Annotated in this window: 6 protein-coding genes and 1 riboswitch; of the genes, 4 read left to right on the top strand and 2 right to left on the bottom strand. The window is 34.8% G+C overall.

Features of this window, described 5'->3' with window-relative positions; translation table 11 throughout:
* Window positions 1–488 precede the first annotated feature (488 nt).
* Window positions 489–1,976 (bottom strand): catalase, encoded by a 1,488-nt coding sequence (locus tag MHH85_RS18430; protein WP_340708015.1) that lies wholly within the window; start codon window positions 1,974–1,976, stop codon window positions 489–491.
* Window positions 1,977–3,418: 1,442 nt separating this feature from the next.
* Here MHH85_RS18430 and MHH85_RS18425 point away from each other — a divergent pair.
* The 4 genes from MHH85_RS18425 (at window position 3,419) to MHH85_RS18410 (ending at window position 12,368) form a co-directional block, all read left to right on the top strand.
* The gene (locus MHH85_RS18425) at window positions 3,419–8,707 is read left to right on the top strand and encodes a SpaA isopeptide-forming pilin-related protein (RefSeq protein WP_340708014.1); all 5,289 of its coding nucleotides are present in this window, start codon (window positions 3,419–3,421) and stop codon (window positions 8,705–8,707) included.
* 225 nt (window positions 8,708–8,932) lie between these two features.
* Window positions 8,933–9,988, top strand: a complete 1,056-nt coding sequence (locus MHH85_RS18420; protein ID WP_340708013.1) for a nitric oxide synthase oxygenase — start codon at window positions 8,933–8,935, stop codon at window positions 9,986–9,988.
* Between the two features lie 81 nt (window positions 9,989–10,069).
* Window positions 10,070–10,175, top strand: a riboswitch (SAM riboswitch).
* A 171-nt stretch (window positions 10,176–10,346) separates the two neighbouring features.
* The gene (locus MHH85_RS18415; protein ID WP_340708012.1) at window positions 10,347–11,546 is read left to right on the top strand and encodes a M20 metallopeptidase family protein; all 1,200 of its coding nucleotides are present in this window, start codon (window positions 10,347–10,349) and stop codon (window positions 11,544–11,546) included.
* 12 nt (window positions 11,547–11,558) lie between these two features.
* Window positions 11,559–12,368, top strand: coding sequence for a VOC family protein (locus MHH85_RS18410; RefSeq protein ID WP_340708011.1), 810 nt, complete (start codon window positions 11,559–11,561; stop codon window positions 12,366–12,368).
* Between the two features lie 219 nt (window positions 12,369–12,587).
* Here the strand turns inward: MHH85_RS18410 and MHH85_RS18405 are convergent, their stop codons facing one another.
* A complete protein-coding gene (locus MHH85_RS18405; RefSeq protein WP_340708010.1) occupies window positions 12,588–13,805 on the bottom strand; it encodes a CynX/NimT family MFS transporter in 1,218 nt (405 codons plus the stop codon).
* Window positions 13,806–13,847 lie beyond the last annotated feature (42 nt).

The following is a 13,847-nucleotide window of genomic DNA, read 5'->3' as shown; positions in this document are numbered from 1 at the left end:
TATGTGGATGCCCTTTTTGATGAGCTATATAATACATATGTGAATATATGCAGTAATTCTTATACAGTCGCTATTAAAATTGTTAGTCCATTTCTGATATCTCTTAACAGTTCGACTTTAGCTTTAGAATATAATGTTGAACCTGAAGCAACTGCCAAACTGTCTTAGTAACAACACTCGCAAGTTGTATTACAGTGACTGTTGTAATATACAGATCGGTCTTACTTTGTATATAGGTAATACATATAAAATATGAAGTTAAATAATTTATTTGAGCATAAACAGCAACTCTTTTACGTGAAGAGTTGTTTTTTTGTGGATAACTTTTTGGTAGGAAAATGATACTATCCACAGGTTAGACAAAGTTATACACCAATTCTGTTAATAAGTGCATAGAATATTCAAAATAATTAAGTAAATTGTGGATAAGTAGTTAAAAAGTAAAAAAGCCTCGCTTAGCATGAGTAGCTAAACGAGGCTTCGTAATATTAGCGATATTGAATTTCTTTGTTTACATCAATGTCGTTGATATCGATGCCCATTGCTTTGGCAACACCTGTACCATAAGCTGGATCTGCTTTGTAGCAGTGAATGATGTGACGTTCTTTAATGAAGAACTCAACACCTTCCATGTTACGAGCAGTATTTTCGAATAAACGTTGTTGCTCTTCTGGGCTCATGATGTTGAACAATTTACCTGGTTGTTCGAAGTAATTGTCATCATCTTCGCGGAAGTCATAGATATCTGCTGGTCCATCAAGTGCTAATGCAGGGTCTTTATATGATGGTTGTTCTTGCCATTGACCATAGCTGTTTGGCTCATAGTGCAATGTGCTGCCTAAGTTTCCATCTACACGCATTTGTCCATCGCGGTGGAAGTTGTGTACTGGGCATTTTGGTGCGTTAACAGGGATAGATGTATTGTTTACACCTAAACGGTAACGAGCAGCATCTGCATAAGCGAATAAACGAGCTTGTAACATACGGTCTGGTGAAAAGCTAATACCAGGAACTACGTTAGATGGTGCGAATGAAGCTTGTTCTACATCTGCAAAGTAGTTAGCTGGGTTACGGTTTAATTCAAATTCACCAACAGGAATTAATGGGAATTCTGATTTGTACCATACTTTTGTTAAATCAAATGGATTGTAACGGTGGTTACGAGCTTGTTCTTCTGTCATCACTTGGATAGACATTTTCCATTTAGGGAAATCGCCTTTTTTGATTGATTCAAATAGGTCACGTTGTGAAGATTCACGGTCGTTTGCAACTACTTCAGCAGCTTCTTGGTCTGTGTAGTTTTTAATACCTTGTTGTGAAGTGAAGTGGAATTTCACATATACACGTTCGTTATCAGCGTTGATCATTGAATACGTATGTGAACCGAAACCGTGCATATGACGGTAATCAGTTGGGATACCACGGTCACCCATAACATAAGTCACTTGGTGTAATGCTTCAGGCAAGTTTGTCCAGAAGTCCCAGTTGTTATTAGCTGAGCGCATGTTAGTATGCGGGTCACGTTTAACAGCATGGTTCAAGTCAGGGAAGTGCATTGCATCACGGAAGAAGAATACTGGAGTGTTGTTACCAACTAAATCCCAGTTACCTTGTTCTGTATAGAATTTTAATGCGAATCCGCGTATATCACGTTCAGCATCTGCAGCACCACGTTCACCAGCTACAGTAGAAAAACGAGCGAACATTTCTGTTTTTTTACCTACTTCAGAGAAGATAGCAGCTTTTGTATATTTAGTAATATCGTGAGTTACTGTGAAAGTACCAAATGCACCTGAACCTTTAGCGTGCATACGACGTTCTGGAATAACTTCACGGTTAAAATTAGCTAATTTTTCGATCAACCATACATCTTGCAGTAAAAGGGGTCCACGTTTACCTGCAGACATAGAGTTGGTATTGCTAACGACTGGTGCGCCGGCAGCAGTTGTTAACTTTTTATTATTATCATTTGTCATAATGTTGTGCCTCCTATTTTGAACTCAATTGAACTCTTCAAAACTAATATAACAGATTGCTAGATGAAAGTAAATTATAATGATTCTCTTTAAGGAATTTATATCTTTAAGTATATTCTATAAAAAAGGGTATAGAGTGAGAGGTCTATAAAATTACAAAAGTCTACTTTTTTTCATAGTTATTGTTTTTTCAGAATTTAGCTAATTGAATTGTAAGCACTACAAAGATAGTGTAAAACGTTCGAAAAATTATCAAAAAGTACAATGAATGTATTTGATTTTTTAAAGCATTAAAGATTTATTTACAAATAATTTATTTCAAATTGATATTTTTCATTTAAGGTATTATTCAAGAATGATTTGCACATTAGTGTAATTATTATTATCAACTCGTTATATTTTTAATAGCTAATTGAAAACATTGTTTAGGGATGAACAGACATGCCTTAATAATTCTATTCGTATAATCCATAGGAACATACAATGATCAAAATGGAATAAATAGATGAATATCGACTAAAAATTTACAATCACTATAATTTAATAAGAATAATATGGAACTCAAATAATCTGCGTATTATAGTTCTATTATTTGTAGTAATAGATTGAAAATATGAAGAGATAATTCACTATGATCAAACTAATAAGTAGACTCTTATTAGTTTTTTCGAATGAACCTTATTCCATTAATATATTTTAATCATAAATAATTTATGACCAAGATAGTGTGACAGTTTTTTGAAATCGCAATGGTGTACTGACTCTAGATAGCTATAGAAGGGAGTTATCAACCACTAACAAGTTTTATATATTTGCTAATGAAGTAGATTATTTTCTATTAGATTTTTAATAAAATGAAGCGGAATGGAAAAATGGGGAGTAATGGAATTAATTGGAGTGAACTCATAAGGATTAAAGAAATAGAATACTTAGAAAAAATATAATATTTAATAATATACTTTTTACTTGTTAAACACTACCTTTATGGTAATATAAATGTGGCTTATAATTTGGTAAAATAAGTTATTTATTAAAAGGTGGGGAAAAAACTCAAAAAAATATCTTTTATTAAAATGATATATCTCTTTATACCTATGTATCCATCAAGTTTAGATTTTGCTTAGTCCACACAGTTAAATTTACATAGAATATTTCTAAAAAATCAACTTCCATTTATTAGAAATAAAAGTATTTGATTGTAAATAAATAGGTGTTTATAGGCTACTTAGAAGATTGATGTGATTGTTAGTCTTTGGGGGGATTTGAGTTAAATGTTTCTAGCGAGTTAGAAAAATTCTAAATGATTATATATCGGTAGATAATGTAATATTTAACTCGAAAAATTAGTTCGGACTGAATGGACTAAAAAGAAGTAATAGTATCGAGTAGTTTGAAATGTAATTTAAAAATAAAACATTAGGATATTTAATAAGGAGGAACTCATGAAAAAAATTAGTGTTATATCGTTAGTTTTTCTACTAGTCTTACAAACTTTTATAACTCCACTAGCATCTATTGCAAGTGCTGAAAGTGGTCAGAACTTTGCAGCAAATGTCGAAGTAATCGATGCTGAAAAGGCAGTAGTGAAATGGGATTTCAAAGCGGGAAATGAAGCAGAGAGTAAAATATATAAATTCTCGCTTCCTAGCGATTTTAAAGTAAAAAAGGAACAAACTAGTGATTTATTAATAGGAGAACAAAAAATAGGGTCATATGTTGTAACAACAGATGGGCATATTAACGTAACAATCTTACCTAAACAAGAAAATGGTGGTTCAGGTTCATTTGAAGTTGTCGGCATACCACAAGAATCAACAACAAAGGAAAAGACTTCGAATGTTGAAGAAGATGTGAAGTTGATAAAGGATATTACTGACAAGACAACTAAAAAAGTTGTTGATCAAAAGAAATCAGTTGGAAAAGATAATGATATAGAGGGGAAATCCGTTGAGGGAGATGACGAATCTTCAGCTGATTTAACTGAGAAAGATAACATTACATCTTCTGAATTTGAAAGCGAAGTTCCAGTCTCTCATATAAATAAGATCTCAGTTCTAGTAGACAAACCAGGTGGAGGTAAGGAAGATATCACAATGATTACTAATTACCAGCCTGAAAATGGCGACTCAGTAACATTGGATTTTGATATCAAAATGGAAGCCGACCATAACTTTGGTGAAGGATCAAAATTAACATATGCTTTACCAGGGATTTTTGCGAATATATCTGGATCTGGAAATGTAGGGTCAGTAGGTACTTTTACAATTGTAGATGGCGAAGTAGTCATTACATTTAATGGTTCGATTCGTGATGATGCGAATCAAGGGATTAAAATAGAGAACGCTAAATTTTCTGTTGGAGCGAAATATAGCGAGACTAATACGGATATAGAATATGAATTGAAATTACCAGGTCAAGAAATAATTAAATTGAATTTCAAACCTAAAACTGGGCAAGCGATTACCAAAAAAGGTACAGCTGAAAATGGGGGTAAGAGTAGTAATTCCATTGATTGGGTAGTCGATATCAACACCGAGTTAGCTAATTTAACTGAGGCTAATTTTACAGATAAGTTAGGTAGTGGCCACACGTACAAAAAGGATTCACTAAAAGTGATCGAGTTAAATGTAAATGCTAAAGGTGAAATTACGCCGGGAGAAGAAATTTCGTTTAGCTCAATACCTGACTATGCAGGAAAGAGTGAACTATTTCTTACTCTTCCAGACCCAAAAAAAGCTTATCGAGTGACGTATACAACAGATCTTGGAGAGACTGACAAGGGAGCAGAAAATTACACAAATACAGCTACAATTAATGGGAAAACTACAAATAGTAGCGTGAAAGTTGAATACGGTACACCTTTAGAAAAATCAGTTTCCCAAAATGGGGAATACGGTGCAAGTGCAGATTGGACTGTAAAATATAACTACAACCGTAAAACAATAGCGCAAAAAGACGCTATACTTAAGGACAAAATTACAGGAAACCATAAAATTGACAATGCGGCAGATGTAAAAGTTTATGACGAACAAGGTAATGCAATAGCTACCAACTTGTATAAAATAGAACTTGCAGCTGATGGTAAAGGTTATACATTAACGTTTAACCAAGAAGTAAAAGAACCTTATCAAATTAAGTATAAAACAGTTAGGACAGATTACTTACAAGACAGTGGTAAAGTAAGTAATGTTATAACAAGAGAAGATAATAAGAATGGTACAAATGGTAGTAATCAAGGAAGCTTTAAATACGGTAATCCTGCCATCGACAAAAAGGCTATAACTACGAACTATCAAGACAAAACAATGGATTGGGAAATCGTGGTGAACAAAGATTCATATTCTATGGAAAATATCACTATTACTGATACGTATGCTGGACAGGGTATGAAATATAAAAAAGGTTCATTGAAAGTAATTGGTTTAGATGAAAAAGACTATACATTTACAGATAAAGGCGCCGATGGATTTACTTTCACTGTAACAGGACCAATTACTGAATCATTCACTATCAAATATACAACAGATTATGAGATTAAAGACGCGGGTAGCAATGATAGAACATATAAAAATACCGCTAATATAAAGTGGGAAAGTGGAAGTAAGGAATATAGTTCTGAAGACTCAGCTGAGGCTTCTATTGATAATAAACAAACAGCGAATGGTTATAAAAACGGTGTTTACAATTATGAAACAAAAGAGTTTAAGTGGAGAGTAGGTATCAACTTCAACTTAAACACACTAAATGATGCTGTATTTAAAGATACATTACCAGAAGGACAAAAAGTAGATATAAAGAGTATCGTCGTACAACCGGTAATCGTTAATCCAAATGGTACTGTTACTCCGAATGGAAAACCGATTACACCAATTATTACTCCAAACGGAGACAATGCTTTTGTAATTGCTCTTGGCAAGATTACAGAGGCATATGAAATTACTTATACAACTATAGATGCAGATGGCATCTTCCCTGTAACAAATGGCAATGTGAAAATTAAAAATGAAGCTGAATTACTAGATGGAACAACTTCAAATGCTAAATGGAGCGATGAAGTAACAGTAGCTCATACAAATGAAACACTTACTAAAAATGGAGCAGGTTTCAATTCAACAGCTCGAATTGATTGGAATTTGAAACTAAACTACGGACAATCTAAATTGTCTAATGTAAAGATTGAAGATATTGTAGGAAAAGATGCTGATGGAAATCCAAACCAGCTTATCTTAGAAGATTCATTTAAAGTGTATGAAGTCTCTTTAACAGGAGAGATGAAAGCTGGAAATCCTGTTGAAACAAAAAATTTAGTAGATGGAATCTACACTGTAAATGTTGATAATACAGAAGGTAAATTTACACTTACTTTCGATCAACCAATTACAAAATCTTACTATATAGAATATCAATCAATTTTCTTAGGTGCACCTAATGAAGAAGTAAAAAACGAAGCAACACTAACTTATGATGGTATTAGTAATGGAACCAAAGAAGAAAAAGAGAAAAAATTCAATTATTGGTTCAGTGGATCTGGCTCTACAAAAAAAGTACCTTATCAGCTTAAAAAGGTAGATAACGTTACAGGTGATTTATTACCAGGAGCTAAATTCGCCCTATATAATAAAGATAATATTAAACTTACTGAAGGCGTAACAAATGAAGACGGTGAATTACTTTTTCCAGTTAAACTAGGAGAAGGAAAGTATTGGTTAAAAGAGGTTGAAGCTCCAAAAGGCTACTTGAAGAATAATCGTCAAGAGATTACATTAAAATACGATTCTTCAATTCCGGATTACGTACAAATATACACAGTTACAAACAAAAAAATACGCCAAGCAATCGAATTAACAAAAGTCGATGCACATGATGGTAAGCCGCTTGACGGCGTTGAGTTTGAACTTCATGTTAAAAATCAAGCAGGAGAATTTGATGTTGTTTCTGGCTATGAAAAATTAATAACTAAAAATGACGGTAAAATTTACGTTGATGGACTTGAACCGGGAGAATATCAGCTTATTGAAACAAAAGCTTTAGATGAATATTGGTTAGATAAAACACCAGTTGACTTTACAGTTGAAAAAAATCAAACAGAAGTTACCACACACACTGTAACTAACATTAAACAAGGTGAGTTAGAGGTTAAGAAAGTTGATGAAGCTGATGGCAAGCTCTTAGAAGGTGCTGAATTCAAACTTTACGTGGGGAATAACGAAGTTGCTACAGCAACAACTGGTAAAGATGGTATCGCGAAATTTACAAATGTAAAATACGGTACTTACACACTAAAAGAAACAAAAGCACCAGAGGGATATTTATTGGATGCATCTAGCGCTATTGTAAAAGATGGTATAAGTGTTGAAATCAAATCGTTTTCAACAAATGTTGGTGAGATTAAGAACAAAAAAATACTGAATGCCTTTAAATTAGTTAAAAAAGATGCAGATAGCCGAGCATTTCTTGAAGGTGCCAAGTTCAAATTATTATACAAAGATCAGGATGAAATAGTTAAAGATAAAGACGGTAATGAATTAAAAGATTTAACAACGAATGAAGATGGAGAAATCCAAATTGGAGATCTTCAACCTGGAGATTATCGCTTAGTTGAAACAAAAGCACCTGATTTTTATATACTAGACACAACAGAACATAATTTTAGTATTTCAAAAGATCAAATTACGTTTACAGAAGTACCTGTTACAAACAAACGTGGTAAAGGTAATATTGTTATCACAAAAGTGGATGCTGCTGATAATTCTATTTTTATAGACGGCGTAGAATTTGAACTATCCAATAAAGATGGTTCTATTAAAATGAAACAGACAACTGTAAATGGAATTGCAGAATTTAAAGATTTGCCATATGACAGCTACACTCTAAAAGAAACAAAAGCTCACACAGATTATATTCTTGATTCTACTGAAAAAACAGTTGTGCTTGATTCAGAAAAAGAAGCAGGAACAGATGGAAATACAAAAAAAGTAACGATTGAAAACAGTAAGACAAATCGCTCTGTTGAATTAACGAAGTATAATTCGAACAAAACCTTAAAACTTAAAGGAGCAATTTTCGAATTAAGAAAAGAAACAAGTGATGTAGATAAAGATGGCAATCCTGTGTTTGAAATTGTTACAGGAATAGATGTTGAAAAATTAACAACAGACGACAATGGTGAAATTAACTTAAAAGATTTACTAGTTGGGAAATATCAGCTTATCGAAACTAAAGCACCTACTGGTTATAAGTTAGACAAAACACCAGTAGAATTCGAAATTATTGAGAAACAGGAAAAAACTATACTAGTTGAAAAAACTAATATCAGAATTTCAACAGGTGGTGGCGGGGGTAACCCAGGAGAACCGGGTAACCCAGGAGAACCAGGTAACCCAGGAGAGCCAGGCAACCCAGGAGAACCAGGTAACCCAGGAGAGCCAGGCAACCCAGGTAAACCGGGCGAACCAGGTGAGCCGAGTAAACCAGGTAAACCGGGCAACACAAACAACAACAGCAACACAAATAAACCAAATGATCAAGAAACAACAGTTGAATCGGAAAGTTCAAACAAACCAAACGATTCTAACAATCCAAAGAAACCAAGTGATATCAAGGGTGCTAATGAAAGTAGTTCGCTACCTCAAACAGGGTCAGAGTATCAATTATGGACACTGCTTGTAGGGGGCGCAGCTATCTTACTCGGATCATGGATATTGTTTAACAGAAGAACTAAAAAAGCATAGTGAAAAAGGACTATTAATTGGTTTTATACCATTAATAGTCCTTTTATTATGTATTGAATAAGGGGAGTTTTTTTATTTATATAGTCTTTACTCATTCATTTTACGTCAAAAATGGCAGTTGCCACAAAATCACCACATTATTTAAGTCTTATGCCTTGTCTGATGGAAATCAATTCTTCTATGATGGTAGTTAGGAAGTCGAGTGGTGACAGGAGGAACTATGCGATGTTAAATGAGGCTATTGATTTTATAAAATTGTATTATTCGGAAACAGAGCGATCTGAAGAGGAATTAGTAAGACGTTTAACTGAAGTAGAACATGATATCCAAGAGAATGGATTTTATGAACATACAATAGATGAACTGAAATTTGGTGCACAAGTAGGTTGGCGTAATAGTAATAAATGTATTGGTCGTTTGTTTTGGCAAACGTTGCAAGTGCTTGATCAGCGCGAACTAACAAGTGAGCAAGACATTTTTCAAGGACTTCTAGAGCATATTGAATTTGCAACAAACGGTGGTCGAATCCGTCCGACGATTACAATTTTCTCTCAACGTAATGTACGTATTTGGAATCATCAATTAATCCGCTATGCTGGTTATGAAACGCCAGATGGCATTGTGGGAGATCCGGATTCGGTGGAGTTTACGAAGAAATGTGAGAAGCTTGGCTGGGAAGGACAAGGTGGTAGATTTGATATTTTACCACTTGTTATTCAAGTTGAAGAAAGAGAACCGCAATTATTCGATATTCCAGCAGAGTATATATTGGAAGTTCCAATCCGACACCCTGAGTTTGAGTGGTTTAAGGACCTTGGTCTGAAGTGGTATGCAGTACCGATGATTTCGAATATGAAATTAGAAGTTGGTGGTATTACATATGCAGCTGCTCCTTTTAATGGTTGGTATATGGGAACTGAAATTGGTGCACGTAATTTAGCGGATGACTATCGATATAATATGCTACCGACAATTGCAGAAAAGATGGGTTTAAATACAGTTTCAAATTCTTCTTTATGGAAAGACCGTGCGTTAGTTGAATTGAATGCGGCAGTTTTATATTCGTATAAAGAAGATGAAGTGAGCATTGTAGATCACCATACAGCAGCACAACAATTCAAACGCTTCGAATCCAATGAACAAAATGCAGGGCGTGACGTAACAGGGAATTGGACATGGCTTATTCCACCATTATCACCGGCTACAACGCATATATTCCATAAACCATATGACAATGAACGCAAAACACCAAATTATTTTTATCAGAAAGCGCCGTATTGATTTAGAAAAACGCAGGAAAATTATTGCAATTTTTAATGGATTGGCGTAACATGATTTTAATTACTACTAATTCAATAGGTTTTCTTATCAAGAGAGATGGAGGGACTGGCCCTGTGATATCTCAGCAACCGCTATTAAAGCAAGGTGCTACTTCCAGCAAGTTGATTAAAGACTTGATAGATGAGAATGGACTTACATACCAAGTCGATTTCTCTAAATGAAATAGAGAAATCGACTTTTTATTATCATGAAATAAATTTATAAAGCATATAATGAAAAGTTTCCTAAGAAAAAAATTTAACTCAAATACAAGTAAACCAATTTGAATTAAAGGTATAAATTGAGGGAGGAATATTGAATGAGTGCGATAACGCAAAAAGAACTTTTAACTACAATTTATGAAGAAATAGATCAAGGTTTTGATGAAATTGTTGGATGGAGGAGATATTTGCATGAGCATCCAGAGTTATCTTTTGAAGAATATGAAACTGCAAAATTTATTGCAGAAAAACTTGAGAGCTTCGGTTTAGAGGTGAAAAAAGGGATAGGAGGAAATGGTTTAATTGGTATTTTGAAAGGAGATCAAGCAGGTAAAACAATCGCTTTAAGAGCCGATTTTGATGCATTACCTATTACAGATTTAAAAGAAGTTGCATACAAATCTCAAAAAGAGGGTGTCATGCATGCATGTGGTCATGATGGACACACGACCGCATTACTTGCGACAGCGAAAACACTAAGTCATTACAGAGAGCATCTGCACGGTAATATCATTTTTATTTTCCAACATGCGGAGGAAAAACCTCCTGGTGGTGCGAAATTCATGATTGCAGAAGAAGTATTGAAGGATGTCGATTATGTATTTGGTGCGCATTTAGATTCAGGTTCACCTGTTGGAAAGGTATCTGTTGGGGATGGTTTTAAAATGGCTGCCGTTGATAAATTCGCGATTAAAATTCAAGGATTAGGAGGCCATGGTGCGAAACCACAGCAGTCCATCGACTCAATTGTTGTAGGTAGTGAAATCGTTGGAGCGTTGCAAAAAATTGTCAGTCGTCGCTTAAATCCATTTGATGCAGCGGTAGTGACAGTTGGTGTATTCCACGCAGGAAGTGCTTTTAATATTATTGCTGACTCGGCAATTATTGAAGGAACGGTTCGTACAATGACGGATGAAGTTCGTAATAAGGTAAAAGAAGAAATCTACTCAATCGTCAAAGGAGTAACGGAATCAGCACATGCAACATATGAAATTGATTATTTACATGGCTATCCAGCCCTTTACAATCATCCAACTGAAACAGAGCTTGTGAAAGAATTATTTGAAGTGGAATTCGGTACAGATTCTGTAATTGAATTTGAACCGTCAATGGGTGGAGAGGATTTCGCGTATTTTTTAAATGAAAAACCAGGTACTTATTTTAAAGCAGGCTCACGCAATGACGATGAACGAACTCATTTTGCACATCATCATCCGAAATTCGACTTTGATGAAAGAGCGTTATTAACAATAGAGAAAGCTTTTGTGAAAATCGTTTCACATTATTTATTTAAATAAGGGGATTTGAACATGACATTATCTTTTGATCACTTAGTACATTTTGTAGATGAACCAAAAGAAGTAATAACATTATTAAAAAATAAAGGAATTCACGCTGTTGAAGGAGGCGTTCATGAAGGGCGAGGAACGTACAATGCGCTTAGCTACTTTGATCTAAGTTATATAGAGTACCTTGGTACATACGATAGGGAGCTAGTAGCAGGGGCAGAACATTTACATCACAGTCTTATTGAAACAGTAGTAAATAACAAATTCAAAGAAGGTTTCGTAAGATTTGCAGCTCGCACAACGGATATTGAAGGGGTAGCAAAAAGTTTAAAAGAGCAAGGTTTATCAGTAAATGGTCCAGTACCAATGAACAGAAAACGACCAGATGGCAGTATTATTAGCTGGCAATTACTATACGTTGGAGAAGAAAATGACTCTCTTCAATTGCCATTTATTATTCAATGGGATGATAATGATGATAAGCGTAGACAGGAGCAAGTTGAAAAAGGAGTCATTGGAAAGCAACCAGAAAAGTTGGACTTTGCAGGTGTTACTTTTGCAGTCATAGATGCTGAAAAAACTGCTGAAAAATGGTCTCGATATTTAGGGTTAGAGGTTGCAGAAGCGTATGTCGATCCGGAGTTGAATGCTATTGTACAGGTTCTTACATTAGCTGGCGGTGACTTATACTTTGCTAGCCCTATTGGAGAGGGAGTTGTTGCAAAAGTATTAGCAGAACTAGGAGAATGTCCATTCCAAGTTAACTTCTCAGGAGCTAAAGAACCAGTCACATTTGATTTATTTAACGGTCGCTATCATTTTGAAAAGTAATTTATATAAATAATTGTATTTGTGTGGCTTAAAGTGGAGAAAAAATATCAAGCTAGCAGGTATAACGACAATAAGTATTAAAAGCTATTATGTAGTGTTCGAAACTATCTAATAGCTTTTTTTCTTTGGCTTGTTTTGTTGAGAGTATTAAGTTGGGGATGCATACCTTGCTTTTAGTAAAATAAAAAACTCCGAGCTAATGTAAGCTCGGAGTTTGCTCTATTTTTCGGGTGTAACATAACCTTCTTTTGCAGCATGCATACTAACTGCCACTAATAGCAGAACTGTAATGATGAATAGAATGATAGCTGTTGTCCAGCTATTGGTAATATCGTGAACATAGCCAAATAAAACAGGACCGATAGCAGCTAATAAATAACCAAGTGATTGAGCAGTACCAGATAATTCTGCTGCTTCATGAGCAGTACGTGTGCGCAATGAAAAATACATCATAGCTAAACTAAATGATGCACCACCTGCAAGTCCAAGTAAAATCATCCACAACACTGTTAAAGAGGTCCATCCAGCTAAAATACCTCCGAAGCCAATAAGATAAAGAACACCGAAAACTAAAACAAGAGGTCTTTGGTCTTTTCTACGACCTGCAATAATCGGAATCATAAATGTAGCAGGTAATTGTGAAAACTGCATAAATGAAAACATCCATCCAGCTGTATTTGCACTCATTCCTTGTGACTGCAACATTTCTGGAATCCAAGCAGCAGTTGTATAGAAAATGAGAGATTGGAGGCCCATTGCTAATGTAACTGTCCAGGTTAAAGGTGATTTCCAAAGAGGGACATGATCTCTATTAGTTTCTGAGTTATTAATTGATTCGGACTTTGCTTTACGAATTTGTGGAAGCCAAACAATAATAGCGATTATTGCTAAAATGACCCAAATACCTAGTGCAATTCTCCAACCGAGTTCTCCGCTAGCGAGCGGATAACTAATCCCAGCAGCAATGCTAGCCGATATATTCATTGAGACTGTGAATAACCCTGTTAATAATCCAACTTGTAAAGGGAATTTCAGTTTAATCAAACTTGGTAATAGAACATTTCCAAAAGCAATTGCCACACCGATTAGGGATGTACCTAATAACAGCATGGATGTCGTGCCTAATGACCGAGTGAGAATCCCTACAGCTAGTAATGCTGTTGAGAATAGTAAAGTACGTTCTATACCAAAGCGCTTTGAGAACTTTGGCGCTAATGGTGAAATAACGGCAAAAGCAAGTAAGGGAATCGTTGTGATAAATCCTGCTAATACATTTGAAATATGAAGGCCATCACGAATAAATGAAATGATTGGACCTACAGATGTTAAAGGAGCACGTAATGTAGAAGCGATGAAAATAATCCCAATTACAAGTAACCAAACATTACGATTCCATTTTATTTTGTTTTCACTTTGAACAGCTTGATTTGTTGCCAATTGTAACGCCTCCTATTACATATATTTATGAATCTTATAATA

The sequence above is a fragment of the Viridibacillus sp. FSL E2-0187 genome (assembly GCF_038006425.1).
GTDB classification, from domain to species: Bacteria; Bacillota; Bacilli; order Bacillales_A; family Planococcaceae; genus Viridibacillus; species Viridibacillus arvi.
Note: the sequence above shows the minus strand (reverse complement) of the source record. Positions and strands in the feature narration are given on the sequence as shown.